General features: G+C 61.9%; 10 protein-coding genes. All 10 read left to right on the top strand.

All coding sequences use genetic code 11. The features are described from left to right. Window positions 1–124 precede the first annotated feature (124 nt). Complete coding sequence (locus ONB25_12110; protein ID MDZ7393629.1) at window positions 125–5062, top strand: hypothetical protein; 4938 nt, start codon at window positions 125–127, stop codon at window positions 5060–5062. Between the two features lie 23 nt (window positions 5063–5085). Beyond that, window positions 5086–7032 carry a PorV/PorQ family protein gene (locus tag ONB25_12105; protein ID MDZ7393628.1) on the top strand — a complete coding sequence of 649 codons (1947 nt, stop codon included), beginning with the start codon at window positions 5086–5088 and terminating at the stop codon, window positions 7030–7032. A 6-nt stretch (window positions 7033–7038) separates the two neighbouring features. Continuing rightward, a complete protein-coding gene (locus ONB25_12100) occupies window positions 7039–10557 on the top strand; it encodes a SpoIIE family protein phosphatase (protein MDZ7393627.1) in 3519 nt (1172 codons plus the stop codon). A 114-nt stretch (window positions 10558–10671) separates the two neighbouring features. Further along, complete coding sequence (locus ONB25_12095; protein ID MDZ7393626.1) at window positions 10672–11334, top strand: STAS domain-containing protein; 663 nt, start codon at window positions 10672–10674, stop codon at window positions 11332–11334. A gap of 104 nt (window positions 11335–11438) precedes the next feature. Further along, entirely contained in the window at window positions 11439–12005 is a 567-nt protein-coding gene (locus tag ONB25_12090) for a biotin transporter BioY (protein MDZ7393625.1), read from the top strand. A gap of 12 nt (window positions 12006–12017) precedes the next feature. After that, entirely contained in the window at window positions 12018–12989 is a 972-nt protein-coding gene (locus tag ONB25_12085) for a hypothetical protein (protein MDZ7393624.1), read from the top strand. A gap of 3 nt (window positions 12990–12992) precedes the next feature. Next, window positions 12993–14183, top strand: a complete 1191-nt coding sequence (locus ONB25_12080; GenBank protein ID MDZ7393623.1) for an anhydro-N-acetylmuramic acid kinase — start codon at window positions 12993–12995, stop codon at window positions 14181–14183. A gap of 88 nt (window positions 14184–14271) precedes the next feature. Next, a complete protein-coding gene (locus ONB25_12075; protein MDZ7393622.1) occupies window positions 14272–15450 on the top strand; it encodes a peptidoglycan DD-metalloendopeptidase family protein in 1179 nt (392 codons plus the stop codon). A gap of 22 nt (window positions 15451–15472) precedes the next feature. Then, window positions 15473–16570 (top strand): DNA polymerase III subunit delta', encoded by a 1098-nt coding sequence (holB, locus tag ONB25_12070; protein ID MDZ7393621.1) that lies wholly within the window; start codon window positions 15473–15475, stop codon window positions 16568–16570. Beyond that, entirely contained in the window at window positions 16563–17402 is an 840-nt protein-coding gene (gene ricT / locus ONB25_12065; GenBank protein MDZ7393620.1) for a regulatory iron-sulfur-containing complex subunit RicT, read from the top strand. Before holB ends, ricT begins: the two co-directional genes overlap by 8 nt. Window positions 17403–17405 lie beyond the last annotated feature (3 nt).

Here is a 17405-nt window from a genome sequence, read left to right as displayed (position 1 = left end):
TACCGCCGGTGCGGTGGGCGACACGACGGAAACAATTGCGGCGCGTCTGGTCTCCGCACAATCAGCAAACACCGGTCTCCCGGTGACCATTCTGCCTCCAGAAGCGGCCCAGGACACCGTGGCTATGGTCCACACACAGAAGCCAGCGGGGCTGGCCATAACCAGCGTGGTGGCAGTGCCGGACACGGTGATCGCGGGCCAGACGGGCCCGTTTTGGACCGTGCGGGTAGCGGTTAAGGACACAGGGAGCGCGGCCGTTGCGCTCAATACGCCTGCGGCCTCCGACGTGGTCTTCCGCATAGGAGGCCAGACGCAGGAGGATTACGTCATCGGGGCACCGCGCGAGTTTGTGGGCGGTGGCCTCACTTTGTCTGGTGGAGAGGAGCGTATCCTTGAGTACACCGTGTTCAAGACGGGCGTACGGGGAGGCATCGGCCAGATTCTGGTGGAGCTCGGGGGTCGCGACCAGAACGATCCAACACGGCAGCTGAAGGTTGCAGGAGACGGGACCGTATACGTGGCAAGTCCCGCCCGGGTACAGATTGTCTCCACCACGATCCGCGCACCAAACGTGGGCGCTGACGGCACTGCCCGTGTCAATGTGGGGCAAGATTTTGCCGTGGACGTGGTCGTGGCAAATGTGGGTGGCGAGGATGTGGTCGATGTGCGTGTGGGTTTGCGGACGCAATTTTCAGTCGCGCCGCCTCCGCAAACGATTGCAGTGATTCCGGTGGGTGGTACAGATACTGTTACCTTTGCCTTGCGCGCAGACATGCTGCCGCATGCGCAAGGCGAACAGTTTCAGTCGGAGGTGCAACAGGCACGAGGCGCGGCGAGCGGGCTTACTGCGCAGGTGGCCCCACCCTTGGATGCCACTGCCTTGGCCATCATCGACACGCCGGCGCGCGTTCGCCTGCGGCGCCTGTGCTTGGTGGGTCCCAATCCACCCTACCTAACCACCGGGCGGCCGGCACAGGTGCGCGCAGTGGTAGACAACCTCGGCTCTGAGTCAGTCAGCACTGTCGCGGTGCAATTGGGCGTAGCTCCAGCCGGGGCAACGATTCCGGACACGGTGACGGTCACGCTGCCGAGGCTGGGGGGCGCGCCCGACAGCGCCGCTGCCACCTTTGTGCTAAGGGTGGGAGAGTACACGGGTGCGGTTCAGTTCAAGGGCTTGGTGAGAAACGCCATAGGGGAGAATACGGGCGCACCGGCGGAGATCGCACCGGCTGCGTGGGATAGCTGCGCCGGCTCTGTCCAGACGCCGCCCATCCCACGGGTGGCCGGCATGGTGTTCTCGCGGGACACGGTGTTGGCGGAAAGCACCGAGCCCTGGCAGGTGGAGGTGCGCCTGCGAAATGACGGCCAGGCAGGACTGTCCTTCGTCCCGCCCAAAGCGGCAGCGCTCACCGTGGCCATCCAGGGGGCGGACCAAACGGCGACCTACGAGGTACTGCCGCCAGCAGGGCTGACCACAGCAGGGGGGCATCTGCTTGCGGGTGGCGCAGCCGATAGCTACCTCTTCACGGTGCGGCGCACCGGCCCTCTGGGAGGCATGGCAGTGGTGCGCGTGAACCTCACCGCCTACGATGCCAACGTGGGGGCCGAAGGTGAGTCCTACCACCTGGTGGCCGAGGATAGCCTCTTTGTGAAGGCAGCGGCCGTGGCGCGCGTGCGACGCACCGAGGTGGTGGCGAAGAATGTGACCCAAGTGGGGGTTGGCCTCGTCAACACTGGTCAGCAGTTTGGCATCAAGGTGGTCGTCGAAGAAAAACAGGGGCGGGAAGGGCTGGACAGCGTGCGGGTACTGCTCACGCCCCCTGACACGACGTTTCGGGTGGCCGATTCGGTGCTGGTGATTCCGCACATCCAGCCCAACGGCGTTGACTCGCTTCTCTTTGAGGTCACGGCTCCGGGGAGGGAACGTGTGCAGCCGCAGCGTTTCACGGTGCGGCTGTTGTCGGCGATTGCCCACGAGAGTCGCATTCCGGCAAGTATCATGCGCGAGCCGCTCTTGGAGCAGGCGATAGTCCTGGTACAGCGGCCCGCTAACCTGAGCGTGGACTTGGCGTTGGAGGAGGCGTCTGCCGTTTTGACCGTGGGGCAGCAGTTCCGCCTCCTGGCAACGGTGAGCAACCTGGGCTCGGCCTCGTGTGACAGCGGCTCACTGATGCTGACGCCTCCGGAAGGGTATCGTCTTATCGCACCGCACGACACCTCAGCTACACCTCTTGAAGTGCCGTTCCAGCTTGGCAGCAGCGCGACGTACACGGCCGAGATCGCCTGTCTTGCCCCGGAGAGGCCAAGCTCAGGAGATGTGTTCCGTTTGGCCCTGTACCGGAAGCCTCATGATCTGAATACTGGCTTTGAAGCGGCCGTGGCAAAAGGACTGGATACCCTGGTGGTTGAGACTGTTGCCTCGGGGGTGGTGGTGGGCAAAGTGTGGGTGAGCTGGCCTGCGGGTGCAACCGACGACACACTCTCCACCGAGCAGGACTTTGTGCTCTCTGCGCAGGTAGCCTTCTCCGAGGACCTGGGCCAGCGCCGTGCGGTGCTTCGCCTCCCGGTGGGGTCCGGCTACCAATTGCGCGCCGACTCGGTGCGGTCGATTACCACCTCGCCGCAGACGGTCTCCTGGACGGTACGTGCGCCTTCCGATCCGGATCTGCACCCCGCCGTCCTCACTGTGGTTGCATGGGGCGTGGACGGCGCCGGCAACCAGGTCCGCGGCGAGGCCACCCATGAAGTGGTGGCCGTCAAACGGGCGATCCTTGCCCTCGACCCGCTGGTCATCGTCGAGCCGGCAGGGGCCGCAAACGGTGACCTCTCGATCGAACAAAGGTTCAAGCTCCAGGCCATCGTACGGAATACCGGTGAAGCGGGGACAACCGGTTATGGAAGGCTGAAGCTCACCTTCGGTCAGACCGGGTGCTCCCTGGATCCCACCGAACCGGATTCCATTAAGACATTCGTGCCGGGAGCGGCGGTGTACTGGTGGCTGCGCGCCGCGCCGAAACTCACCACCTCTGCCACTCTGAAGGTGGCCATAATCGATCGCCCCGACGACGAGAACACAGGCACGCGCGTCCAGGTCTCCAATGCGGAGAGTTTCCTCAATGTCCGTACCCTTGACAGAGGTTTCGTGCGGGTGGACACCGTCTTTATCGCCGAGCCAGCAGGGGCGGTGGATGGCACCCTGTCCACGGGGCAGACGTTCATCGTCACTGCCCAAATCACCTCCGCCCGCGTGGCCGGGGATACTCTGAGTGCCGTGTTGCGCGTGTCGAATGAGGGGTACTATGCCGAGACTTGGAGCAAACGCCTGGTGAGCGGGGATCATGCGGTAGTGCAGTGGCGCGTAGAGGCGCCAAATCCACCGTTCACCACCGGGCTGCCCGACACGTTGTGGGTAACGGCGTTGGGCCGCGATTGGCGAAGTACCGATCTGGTGCTCAGTTCCACCTCCGAGGCCTTGCTGGTGGTTCTGCAGAAGAGGGCCGATTTCCGCCTGCGCGCGGAGCTCTATTTGCCGCCCGATGCAGCGCGAGAACGGCGCCTCTCCACCGAGCAGTCCTTCCAGATGCGTGCTGTCGTGGATGTGGTGGGCGAAGCAGGGTTGCTCCCAGGCGACCTTTTTGCCATCGAAATGACTCCTCCGGGCACCCACTACCAGGTGCAAGAGCCTCTGCTACAGACCAGCGCTTCCGGTGTGGTGGTGTGGAACTGTCGCGCACCGGCGACGCCATCAGGGGCACCAGAGCAGTTCGGCTTCCGACTCTTGGATTGGCCACGCGACGTCAACTCGGGGCAGCGCGTTACCACTCCTCTTGACCCCGATGACAAAGTAGCGGTGACCACGGTCAGTAAAGCACGGTTGGTCTGCAGGGTTGCCATAGTCGCCCCTGCCGACGCAACGGCAGGCCGCGTGCGCGTGGGCCAGCAGTTCGTGGTACGAGCCTTCGTGGACAACCTCGGTGAAGCGGGTTACAAGAATGCCGAGGACTTTCGCTTCCGCCTTTCTCTTCCGGCTGGATTCGCCACTCAGGAGGAAAAGGAAAAAGCCCCCGTAGGTGAAATCGCCCAGGTGCAGTGGGTTGTTCGCGCCCCGCTCTTGGGCACCATGCAATGGGACACCTTGCGCGTGGACCTGCTCGCAGTAGGCCTCGACCAGTACTCCGACACCAAGGCCGAGGTGGCGGACTCTACCGCCACATTAGTGGTGCAGACGGTAGCTGCACTTGTGCAACTGAGCACCTACCAGGTCGACCGCCGCACGTCGGCCATGACAGGAGGCACAGGCATTCCTTTGCTTGGGCTTCGCTTCTACAACCCTGCCCTGGAGCGCGCTAACTTTTTCCTGTTAGAGAAGTTGGTTGTACAGCTCCGCGACCCCCACGGCGAAGATTTGGCTCCGCGCCAGACCATTTCGCGCCTGGCCGCGGTCCGACGAGGTCAACCGTGGCGGCCATTCGTGCAGCTTGATGACATCCCGGCGATGAATCCCTTGGTTCTGGACTTTACCCAGGGGGCTGTGGATACACTGTGGGGCAGCGTCCCCGACTCGGTTGAACTGGTGGTAGACCTTCTTCCTGACACCAGAGCGCAGCGTCTGCTTCTGGCTGTGGACTCAGCCCTGCATGTGATTGTTCGCGACGGCGTGTCTGGTCAACTGGTGACGGTCACTGATACCCTGGGCAACTTTTCACCGGCCATGCGGCTGACGTCGGATTTCAGGGTGGTGGTCCAGGGCCATTTCTCTAAAGCTTTCGGCACCTACCCGAACCCATTTGGGCAACCAGATCGGCCGGTGGCCACGTTTGTGTACAACCTTACCGCAGATGCAGACGTGACCATTTCCATCTTCTCCCTCATCGGCGAGCTGGTCTGGTCGAGGCATTTTTCCAAAAACAGCCCCCAGGGCAAGGCAGGCCCCCACGAGGGCGAAGTGTTCTGGGATGGACGCAACGACCGTGGCCAACGGGTGCTCAACGGCATCTACATTGCGCGCATTGTGACCAGCGACGGCCAAGAGGCCATCACCAAGATAGGCCTGGTCCATTGAGGGCAGACGTGGGTGTGCGAGTTATGATAGAAAGACGTATGATAGCCGCCGCGCTGCTGGTGGCGGCGAGCTGCGGACTGGTGCGAGGCCAGATGGGTGGGCAGCGTCATCTTTTCACGTATGGGATAGGCGCACGGGCCTTGGGCCTGGGTGGGGCCTGTGTGGCTGACCCCCGTGATCCTACGGCCTTGTTCTGGAATCCGAGCGCGCTGGACCTTTTAGAGCGCAAAAGTGTGGTGACCTTCTACGCCAATCTTCCGTGGGGAGCAAGCCTCCAGGCGCTGGGATTGGTCCTGCCGACGCGGAATGTGGGGACTGTGGGGTTTGGCTATGCTCGCATCGGCATCGGCGGGGTTCCTGCCCGCAGCACACATAATGAGCCCGAAGGCACTTTCGGCTTTGAGCAGCAAGAGATTCTGGTGGCCTATGCCAAGCAGCTCCTCCCCTGGCTATCGATGGGGGTGACCGGCAAACTTGAGCGGCAGGAACTTGCCGGCTTCGCTGCCAGCGCGCTCGGTGCTGACGCTGGCCTGGTGTACATTTCGCGCTTTGACAACCTTTTGCTCCGCGATCTGCGGGTAGGCGTGTCAGTGTGCAACCTGGTGGGTCCAAGGCTCCGACTGGCCGGTGCGGAAGGTGAGGTGGTGGCGGCACCGGAACGCCTGCCGGCCACTGTGCGTGCCGGGTTGGCCAGAGCTTTTCGGACCGCCGGTGACGGCAGTGCTTTGGCGGTGTACCTGGACATCGACAAATCTGAGGGCGTCCCCGTGCAGTTGCGCATGGGCAGTGAGTACCTGTTCCGGGGAACGGCAATGGTGCGCGCCGGGTTAAACAATGGCGCGCCATCGTTCGGTGCCGGGTTGGCGTATAGCTCTTTTCAGATCGACTATTCCTACGGCTGGTTTGCCGAGCGCGACGTGGCGCCAAACCACCGCGTGTCCATCACGTTTGCATTCGGGCTGACCAAGCAGGAGATGGTACGGCGGGCGGAGCTGCGCCGGGCGCAGGAAATCGAGGAGGAGATGCGGGCCCGTCGTGAGTGGGAGCGCCGGCAGATCATTCTCAGCGGAGTGCGCGAGGGCCAAGCCGCACTGGACCGCGGCGATTACTACGTGGCCTTCCGGGAGTTCACCAGGGTCCTTTCCATCCCCGACAGTGTGGGCCTGGACCCGGACCTTGTGGAGGCGCGCCAGGAGGCGCGCGAGAAGTTGCGTCTCACCGACCAGCGCCTGCAGGAACAATTTGCCCAGGAGGCCGCTCGCAGGGCGCAAGAACGCGAGATCCAGCGGCGGCAGGCTTTCGTCGAGGAGCACTTCAGAAAGGCGCAGGCCTTCCTGGCGGAGAATGCCTTCGGGGCTGCTATTCGCGAACTGGACCGCATCTTGGAAGAATTCCCGGATAACGCGCAAGCTCGCGAGTTCCGGGACAAGGCGGTCCAGGACCAACGGGCGGCAGCCCAGGCGGTCATCCAGAACGCCGAGCGCGAGGCGCGCAAGCCGGGTGGGGCCAACGAGGCCATCCGCATCTATCGCGAGGCGGCCAGAATCGCCGAAGGGCAACCCGATCTGGTGAGCTTAGTAGAGGGGCGCATCGCTCGCTTAACGCAAGAGCTGAATTTTGACAATCTGTTCCGTCAGGGATTGGAAGAGAGGCGCAACGGCAACTACGCCGCCGCTGCAGAGGCTTTCAAGCGGGCTATGCAGTTCCAGCCGCAGAACCAGGTGGTACGCAAGCACTACGAAGAGGCTTTGGAGCGAGCCCTAGCCAAGGACGTGGAGCCGGTGGGGAAGGCCCGGGACTTGTACCGCGAAGGTTTCCGCCTTTATCAACAGAACAGATTCGAAGAAGCGCTGCAAAAGTTCGAAGAGGCAAACCGCGAACAACCCTATGTGCGGCGTATCCTGCAGGGGATCGACGCGGCCAAGGAACAGATAGCCAAGGCGCAAGGGCGCCAGCGACCGGAGAGGTAGCAGGCTGTGCTTCGTACGCCCATAAAAGAGCAGCTGGTCGTCCCGGCTCACATTGATTACCTGGCCGACATCCGCGACTTTGTGGCCAAGATCGGGCAGAAGTACGGATTCTCTAAGCAGGTCATCAATGCCTTCAAGCTCTCCATAGACGAAGCAACCACCAATATCATCAAGCACGCCTATCGTGACTGGGAAGGGTCCATCACGGTGCGTGCAATTGTCAAGCGCAATAGCCTGACGTTTGTGCTCATCGACCAGGGGAAGTACTTCGATCCACGGCGCGTGCAACCGCCCGACCTGAAGCGGTATGTGAGCATCGGCAAGAAGGGCGGCTTGGGCATTTTCATCATGCGCCGCCTCCTGGATTCCATCGACTACCGCAAGACGGAGGAAGGCAACGAGCTGCGGCTGACCAAGCGGCGCGAGCCGGTGCGGGCCCGTCGCCTCCACCTGCCCACCCTCTCGCTCAGCCTCAAAGCGCGTTACTCGGCGATTGCCTGTGCCGCGGTGACCCTCATTGTCACCGCCGGGTACCTGTACTTCTACAGCCAGGAAGACGACAACGCGCTTCGTGAGGTGCTTGGGCGCGGGGTGCCCATGGCCCAAACCCTCACCACAAGCATTGCCGGTGACATCAAAGGGGAAGAGATCGATTTCACCACTGAGGTCAGCGCTGGGGAGAAGATACAGAGCACGGTCAGCAAATTTCCTGAGTTGGTGGTGGAGTGCTTCATGGTGGACTCCGCAGGCACGGTGCGGGCGGCATCGGTCTCCTCACCGCTCCTGTACACGCAATTTGCTCCCCCAGCCCGGCTCCGTCGCGTGGACGAGAACACGGTGATCTTTGCCTGGGAGGGGCAAGAGGTCATTGACATCTCCTACCCGTTGCATGCCCAGGAGACGGGGAAGGTGGTGGGCTACACTCACCTGTGGCTGCGCAAGAAGGTGGCCGACTCCCTTGCGGCCAGCCGACGCGCCGAGAGCCTCCGCCTGGCCCTGATTGTGCTTGCCATCGGCGTAGTGGGCACCTTCCTGTTGGTCTACGTGGTGCTCAATCCTTTCCGCAAGCTGGCGCAATGGGTGCGCACGCTCGGGCACGAGGAAGTGGAAGACGAGCTGGACATCGACGCGTCCACAGAGCTGGGCGAGATCGCGCAGGCGTTCAGCGACATCACCACCAAGTTGCGCGAATCACAGAAAAACCTCGCTGAGCAGGAGCGCTTGCGCAAAGAGATGCAGGTGGCCCAAGAAATCCAGCGCACCCTCTTGCCCACCGAGCTGCCCAAGATTGAGGGGTTTTCGGTGGCCACCTTCTACGAGGCGGCAAAAGAGGTGGGTGGTGACTACTTTGACTTTGTGGAAGTGGACCGTGACACGCTTGGCATTGCCGTGGCCGACGTCTCGGGCAAGGGGGTGCCCGGGTCTCTGGTAATGACCATGATCCGCACGGCCCTGCGCACTGAGGCCCGTGGGGTCTACTCGGCCGCGGAGGTGCTGGCGCGCGTCAACGACTTTGTGATCAATGACATGAAGAAGGGGATGTTCGTCACGGTCTTTTACGCCATCCTCGATTCCAAGCGACGCCGGATCAACTACGCCAGCGCCGGTCATAACCCGATGATCCTTTACCGCGGTGCGACGCGCAAGACCTACTACCTGAACCCACAGGGATTCCCCATCGGCATCGCCCTGCCGGAAAAAGACCTGTTTAGGCGCACCATCCAGTCAGACACCATCCGCCTGGCGCCGGATGACATCCTCATCCTCTACACCGATGGCATCACCGAGGCCATGAACCCGCAGCGCGAGATGTTTGGTGACGAGCGGTTGTTGCAGGTGGTCAGGGACTATAGCCACTTGCCTGTTGACGCCTTCGTGGAGCAACTGAAGAATGAGCTGCACTCATTCACCGAGGGCAATCCCCAGAGCGACGACATTACCCTGGTGGCGATTAAGGAGCAGGCCAGCGCCGAGAGCATTGAGCTGGAGCGTGCCAAACGCGCCTATCGCCTCCTGGAGGCGGGCAGGAGCTTGCGGGATGCCTGTGCGGAGGCAGGTATTTCCATCTACGCGATGAGCAAATACCGTCGGTTGTTTGAGGAGCGTGGCGTGGAGGCGGTAGAGGTCGATGCCTCAGTGCTTCCCGTTGAGGCCAGGCACCTCAGCATCGAGGAAAAGACCAAGATCTACGACATCATTCGCGAACACCCGGAGTACGGAGCCAAGCGCATTGCCGAGGAGCTGGCCACCGAGAAGTATGGGTTCGAGTCAATCCCTGAGGCGGCAATTTACGAGGAGTTGGTGCGTAGCCGTCTAAACACGCGTCAGCTTCGCGAGGCCTTTGTGGCACGGCGCGGGACGGCGCGGCGGATGAAACCGCCCGGCACGCCTCTGCTGACGCTGGATGGGAGAGTCATAATTGAAAAGCCCCAACCCTTGGAGGTTCCTCTGGTGCCGGTTCGCCCGCCAGCTGGCAAGGGATCCAAGGGCGAAGAACCGCCTGGCCGGCCAGCCGGACCGGTGAAAAAGCCAACGACCCCACGCGCGGAGGTAACGCCGTCGCCTGAACCTGAGGCACCGGCCGTGGCACTCCCGGATGTGGAGTTGGAGAAGCTATTGACTGAACCAATAGAAGAACTGCTCAGCAAGCCAGCCGCGGCCTCTCCAGATCTGGGTGAAGAGGAGGCCACGGTCGCCCCGGAACCTGCCGAGGTTGAGGACCTCGCTGCTACTCCAGCAACCAGCGAGGAGGCGGAGGGGTTGATTGGCGGTGACGAATGGCTGGAGCTCTTGGCGAGCGCCGAGGAAGGGGGGCTGACGGCTGCGGAGCAAACTCCGGCGGAGGAAGAATATGCTCCCCCGTCGGATCATGCCGGCCCGGAAGTGGAAGAGGCGGGTTTTGCCTTTGAGGAGCTAGAGCAGTTCTGGGAGGAAAGCCCGCCGCCTCCGGCGGCACCGGAAGAGGAGTTGCTCCCTGAGCGAACTGTGGACGCCGACGACCAGGCATTTGCCGAGCTCCTGGAGGCCCTCGAGGAACCAGTTCCAGACGAAGGTGGCAATGGTCGCCAGGACACGCGGCCCCACCACGTCGTGGAGGGCAAAGAGGTGCCCCCGCCTCGTCCAGCGCAGAGACAGCCGGACAAGGTGTTGCGAGAAAAAGTGCTGTTGAAAGGTCTGCGGCTCTACCACGCCGAGCGATATGACGAGGCTATCGCCGAATTCAGGCGGGTGGTAGAGGAGTACCCCGATTTCAAAGAGGCTCACAGCATCCTGGGCAACGCCTATTTCCGCAACCGGATGTACCTGGAGGCAGCCGAAGAGTACCGCAAAGTAAAGGAAATTGATGACACCGATCCGGATGCCTACGAGAACATGGGTGTGATCTACGCAAACCGGGGCGAGTTTGAGAAGGCCATCGCCGAATGGCAGATGGTCCTGCGCCTTGACCCGAGCCGTAAAGACATCGAAAAGAACATTGAGCGCGCCCAGCGCCTATTAGCGAAGCGAGGTCGACCGGCCAGGTGAGGGCAACTTTCAGGTTGACATTTAGCCCCATTTCTGATATATTAGCACTGGCCTGATGTCAAACCAGTGTTGGCATCAACGTTGCGGTGGTCGCACATCGGGAGATGCTCGCCTATGGAAGGTATCCAGCTTTCTGTAGAAAGGCCCATAAGCCGGGACGATATCGCCATCATCAAGGTTGGTGGCTATATTGACACCACTACTTCGTCGGAGTTGGAACACTCGCTCACTTCCCTGTTGAAGGCCGGCTCCTACAACATCATCATCGATCTCGCCAACGTGGACTACATCAGCAGCGCCGGCTGGGGCATCTTTATCAGCGAGATCAAAGGGATTCGCGAGAAAGGGGGAGATCTCAAGTTGGTCGGCATGATCCCCGACGTGTATGAGGTCTTTGAGCTTTTGGAGTTCCACTACATTCTCAAGGCGTTCGACACGGTCGAAGAAGCTATTAGGGATTTTGATGCTGAAGCGAAGACCAAAGGGCGGGTTGTGGTCCAGGCGGGCGAGGAGTCAGTGGGCAGCGCGTGGTCACCTGCTGCCTCTGCCGCTGAGGCCACGGCCGAGCGGGGTCCCATCGAGGACGATATCGCTGAGAAGATCAAGCGCGTGGTTGCCGAGTTCCCGGATGCAGGAACGGCTAAAATCCTGAAGGAGCTTAATACGCCGCGCTTCGGGAATGTGAAACTAGGTTGGTTCCAGATTCGCAAGTACCTGAAGCAGCTTGATCTGGACTCGAAGAAGAAGAGGCAGGATTTTGCGCGACAGTCATCTTGACGACGACCGCGACACTTGGCGACTTGCTGAGAGGCAGATCAAGGTCTGCCTCTTTCTGTATCAAGGCGTATCCTTCGTGGGGCCGTGGGCTCTTGAGTGCAGACATGGGTGAGCGGAGCGAGATACGATGGATTGCGCCCTGTGCATTGGTGAGCGCTCTCACAGCGGTGGGCGCCATGCTGAGGGTCCCCATGTGGCCAGTGCCTGTCACGCTCCAGACCCTCTTTGTGCTCCTAGGCGGAGGGATCCTGCCGCCAGGTTACGCAGCAGCGGCGCAAGGAGCCTACCTGGCGTGTGGCCTGATGGGCCTCCCGGTGTTTGCCTCGGGTAGTGGGTTGGGTGTGGTACTGCGCCCCACCTTCGGTTACATCGCGGGCTTTCCCCTGGCCAGCGCGGCGGTGTCCTGGCTTGTGCGCCCTGTCCGGCAGCGCGACGTGCTGCTCCCGCCATCCTGGAAGCGCCTTTTGGTTGCCAATGGGGTAGGTACCCTCATCGTGCTCCTCCTTGGGGTAACCTACCTCTACGTCAACCTCAATGTCGTGGCAGGTGGGGACATTTCACTGCGGGTGGCACTCTGGTCTGGCGCGCTTATTTTCTTACCCGGCGAGTTGGCTAAGGTAGTGCTGGCGGCGGCTATCGTTCGCCGCCTGTGGACAATCGTGCATGCGTAGAAAGGGAACGTGATGCGGTACGTCGTCGGAGTTGATGGTGGGGGAACGCGGACCCGTGGGCTTTTGGTGGACGAAGAGGGCCGTGTGCTGGCTCAGGCCGAGGCAGGGGTCTCCAACGTGCAAGTAATTGGTCCGGAGAAGCTCGCCGTTGTGGTGAACGAGCTTCTGAGCGCCCTTCGTGAGCGTAGTGGCATGCAAGGGCTTGTGCCCGAACACATCTACCTGGGGTTGGCCGGGGCAGGAAGGCCCGGTGACCGCGATGCCGCCCACGCAGCCCTCAACAAGACTGGCGTGGCGCGCTCCCTGACGGTGGACACCGATGCGAGCATCGCCCTGGCGGGTGCCTTTCCGGATGGACCGGGCATCATTGTCATTGCAGGCACAGGGAGTATCTGTTTCGGCAAATCGGCCTCAGGGGAGGTGGTACGCTGTGGAGGGTGGGGGTACCTTTTGGGCGACGAGGGGAGTGGCTACTTCCTGGGTCGGGAGGCGCTGCTTGCCGCGCTCAAAGATTTGGACGGGCGCGGGCCAGTCACCTCGCTCCGACACCGCCTGGAAAAAGCCTGTGGCGTGGAACGCATCGATCAGGTGATCTCTCGTGTGTACGGCGGCGATCTCGACCGCGCTGCCATAGCCTCTTTTGCCCCGATGGTGTTCGAAGAAGCTGCCGCGGGCGATGCGGTTGCCCAGAGCATCGTGCGCACAGCCGGCCACGAGCTGGGGAAGATGGCCGCCACGGTAGCGCTGAGGCTCGGACTGCAGGGCGAAGAGGTCCGCGTGGCACTAGTCGGGAGTGTGTTCAATCAGAGGGCGGTGTTGGAGCCTCTGATGCGCGAGGAGCTTGCCGCAGTCTCCTCGAAGGTAAGGATTGACTGGCCGCGCTTTGAGCCTGTGGCTGGCGCCGCCATTTTGGCGTTGCGGAAGGCGGGCGTGGCTGTCACTGCGCGGTTACTGGATTGTCTGGAAGCGTCACTGAAGGCTTAGCACGTGCGGCCCTTGGCTGAACTGTGGCAGAAGTCCGAACGGGTGGTAGTGGGGCTGATGTCCGGCACTTCAGCGGATGCCGTCGACGCGGCAGTGTGCCGGATTACCGGGGCAGGCGAAGGGCTTCGCCTCCAAGTCGTACATTTCCTCTCACGGCCCTTACCGCCGGAGGTGCGCAAGGAGATCCGGGCCTGCTCCGTGCCGCGTACCGGGCGCGTGGACCGCATTTGCCGACTCAATTTCTTATTGGGGGAGCTCTTCGCCGAGACCGCGCTGCACGCAATTGCCGAAGCCGGAATGGCCCCGTCGTCCGTCGACCTCATCGGTTCGCATGGACAGACCATCCATCACCTTCCGGTGCCGCATCAGTACTGCGGGCGCGTGCTAAGTGGCACACTTCAGATTGGGGAGCCGGCCGTGATAGCCAAGCGCACAGGAGTTGTCACCGTCGGCGATTTTCGGCCCGCCGATATTGCCGTAGGTGGCCAAGGCGCCCCTCTGGTACCCTTTGTGGACTATCTCCTGTTTCGCAGCCCCCAGGAGAACCGGTGCCTGCTCAACATCGGCGGGATTGCCAACGTCACCCTGCTCCCCGCCGGCTGTTCACCAGCAGAAGTGTTGGCCTTTGATACCGGCCCGGGCAATATGGTAATCGATGGACTCATGCGCCGGCTTTTCCGGCGACCCTTTGACAGGGACGGTCAGGTGGCTGCTATGGGGCAGGTGCACGCTGGCCTTTTGGATGAACTCATGGAGCACCCGTTTTTCGCCCTCCTCCCTCCGAAGTCGACGGGCCGAGAGCAGTTTGGGGAGCATTTCGCCAATGCGTTGGCAGCTAGAGGACAGCAGCTTGCGCTGGCACCGGCCGATATGGTGGCTACCGCTACGGCCCTCACGGCGGTAAGCATTGCCGAAGCCCTACAGAGATACGGTGGAACTGCACGACCGTTACACCGCCTCATTGTGAGTGGCGGCGGAGCCTCTAACCCCACGTTGATGGAGATGATCAGGCAGAGGCTCGGTCCACAAACAGTGGTGGAGCGGAGTGACCAGCATGGCATCCTTGGGGAGGCAAAGGAGGCCATCGCCTTCGCCGTGCTTGCCAACGAGACCATTGCGGGTTCGGCGGGTAATCTTCCGGGTGCCACGGGTGCGCGTGCGCGGACCGTGCTTGGCAAGATCTGCCTTCCCTGAGGAGCCAAGACCGCGCGTCGCGCAGGAGAGGGAGGGCCTGGCAACTTTCCGGTTGATTTTGTCGGGAGGAAGGAGTATCTTAACTTCCATGTGGGGAGCGAAAAGGACAAGAGCATTGCGCTTCGCCCTTTGGCTCCTTGTGGGATGGGTGGCAGTGGTGGCGGCGCAGGCTACGGACGAGCAGCAGCAAGAGCTACGGCGCGTGCGGGCCGAGGTTGAACGCTACCGGGCGCAACTTGCACAAAAGGAAAAACGAGAGTCCGCACTTCTGGACATGTTAGCAAGCCTGGACCGTGAGATCGCCCTGACGCGCGGCGTCTTGCAGTCCTTGGAACGCCAGGAGCGGCGCACCCAGGAGTCCATCACTAGGCTCGAGCGAGAGGCCACGCGGACCGAGTGGGAGGCGACGCGAATCAGAGACAATCTGCGTGCGCGGATCCTGCATTACTACAAATACGGGCGGACGAAAGACCTGGAGCTGTTCCTCCGATCCCGCTCGCTGACCCAGGCGCGGGCGTGGCTGCGGTTGCAGAAACGCCTGGCCGAAGCCGACCGAGCGCGTCTGCGTAACCTGGCGGCCAAACGAGAGGACCTCGCGCTACAGCAAGCACTCTTGCGGCAGCAGAAGGAGGAGCAGGCGCGTCTTCTTGCCGAGAAGCGCCGGGAGCAGGAGAACCTGCGCGCCAGTCGCAGCACACGCGGCAAGCTGCTGGCCGAAGTGCGCAGCGATAAGAAGCAGCTCCAGCGTCGGCTGCAGGAGTACCAGCAAGCAGCCCAGCGCATCGAAAAGATGATCTCCGCCGTCGAGGAGAAACGCCTGGCCTCGCCTCCGGCGCAGATCACCACCTATCGTGGGCTTGCGGCACAGAAGGGACGACTCCCGTGGCCAACTCCTGGCCGAGTGGTGGGCAGGTACGGACGTAACAAACACCCGCAGTTGGGCACCATTACGCAAAACATCGGGGTGGATATCGAGGGCCGGGAAGGTGCGCCGGTCCGTTGTGTTGCCAATGGCCGGGTGGCAGTGATCACATGGCAACGCGGGGGAGGGAACATCGTTATCGTCGAACATGGCGAAGGCTATTACACCGTCTACGCGCGGTTGGGCGAGATCCACGTGGTGCAACAGGAAAATGTGGAGGCTGGTCAGACCATCGGCACAGTGGGTGAAGAGGGCGTGATGGGTGGGGCTGTCCTGCACTTTGAGGTGTGGAAGGGTACGCAGCACTTCAATCCTCTCGACTGGCTCAGCCCTTCCCCACGATGAGGGCGTGCGGAGCCGCAGGAGCATGGCTTTCGATTTGGTCATAGGACAAGAGGGGCCCAAACGAGTTCTTGAACGGGCCTTGCAGCGGGGGCGACTGGCCCATGCGTACCTCTTTCTTGGCCCCGACGGTGTGGGAAAAGAGGCCATGGCGTTAGCCCTGGCACAGGCGATCCTCTGCCATACCCCTGGCGCATGGGGCTGCGGCACATGCCCCAATTGCCGAAAAGTGGCGACCCTAAACCACGTGGACGTGCGCTTTGTTTTCCCCGCACCGCCCAAACTGGACGTGGATCGGGAGCGTGAGATTCTGGACAGTGTAGCGCGCGAGCCGTACGCCAGGCTGCGCCCGTGGGCAAATCCGGTCATTCCCATTGAGCGCATCCGGGCTCTGCGCTACGACAGCAGCATGAAATCATTCGAAGGCCGGGGGCGGGTGGTGATCATCGCCGAGGCAGAGGCAATGAGGGCAGAAGCCGCCAATGCGCTGCTCAAGCTCCTTGAGGAACCACCACCTGCCACCACTTTCATCCTCACCACGACGATGGTGCAGGCGTTGTTGCCCACTATCGTTTCCAGGTGTCAGCTGGTGCGCTTTTCTCTGCTCACGCCGCAGCAGATCCAGGCGGCCTTGGTGGAGCGGAGGCAGGTGCCTGTGGAGCAGGCCCGTCTCATCGCTGGCATGGCATGTGGCAGCTATCGCAAGGCCATCGAGTGGCTAGATCAGGACCTGAACCGGCGCCGCGATGAAGCGATCGAACTCCTCCGGGTGGCGATCCGCGCCGACCATGACCACGTCTTGCAAGCCGAGCAGCTTCGGCAGCTGGGGGACAAGGCGCTGGTGAAGGAGTACCTCCGCGTGCTGCTCGGCGTCTTTCACGACGCCCTGGTGCTGACCACGCTGGAGCAGGACCCTCAGGCGGCAGGCCTCCTGGTCAACTTTGACCGCCTTGACTGGCTGAAGAAATTTGTAGGGGCATTTGAGCATATCGACTTCGATGCCGCAACCGGTGCGATTGAGGAGGCGATGGCGCGCATCGACCGCAACCTGGAGTTGAGTCTGGTGCTCATCGTGCTCTTTCAACACCTGAGGAGCGCCCTCAGGAGGAAGCGCAATGTCTGACTACATAGAGATAGTGTTCAAAGGCGAGCGAAAAGAGATTTTTGCCAATCCGCAACAGTTTCCGTTCAAGCCCGGCGACTATGCCATTGTGGAGGCGGCGCGCGGCGAAGATCTTGGCGTAGTCAACCAAGTGGGGCCACTCATCGACCGCAAGGCCGCTGGCATGACGGTGCGCAACATCCTGCGTAAACCAAGCCCAGCAGACATGGAGCGTTATCGGGCCAATCGCGAGAAGGAAGCCGAGGCCTTCCAGGTCTGCAAGGAGAAGATTGCCAAGCACGGCCTGGCGATGAAGTTGGTGGATGTGGAGTTCCAATTCGACTGCAACAAGATCACCTTCTATTTCACCGCAGAGAAGCGGGTGGACTTTCGCGAACTCGTGAAAGATCTTGCCGCCGAGTACCGCGTCCGTATCGAGCTGCGGCAGATTGGCGTTCGGGATGAGGCACGGCGCATCGGCGGCTTTGGCGCCTGTGGCCGACAGCTCTGTTGCAACACCTTCTTGCGGGAATTCGAACCGGTCACCACCCAATGTGCCAAAGAACAGAACCTGCCGCTCAATCCGCAAAAGCTGTCGGGCCTTTGCGGCCGCTTGCTTTGCTGCCTTGTCTATGAGCGCCAGTTCTACAAATCCGCGCTGGCCTCATTCCCCGAGGTGGGATCCCTGGTCAAGACGAGTAAGGGGACCGGTGTCCTGGAGAAGGTGGACATCTTCCGCGAGCGGGTGCATATCCGCTACGAGGACCAGACCGTGGACATCCTGACCCGCGAGGAACTCGCCAAGTGCCAGGTGGTGGCAAAAGGGGAAAAGAGCGGCAAGAAGAAAAGGTGAGAA

It is taken from the genome of candidate division KSB1 bacterium, from assembly GCA_034506335.1.
In the GTDB taxonomy this organism is placed as follows: Bacteria; Zhuqueibacterota; Zhuqueibacteria; order JANLFK01; family Oleimicrobiaceae; genus Oleimicrobium.
This window is presented reverse-complemented; position numbering and strand designations above follow the sequence as displayed.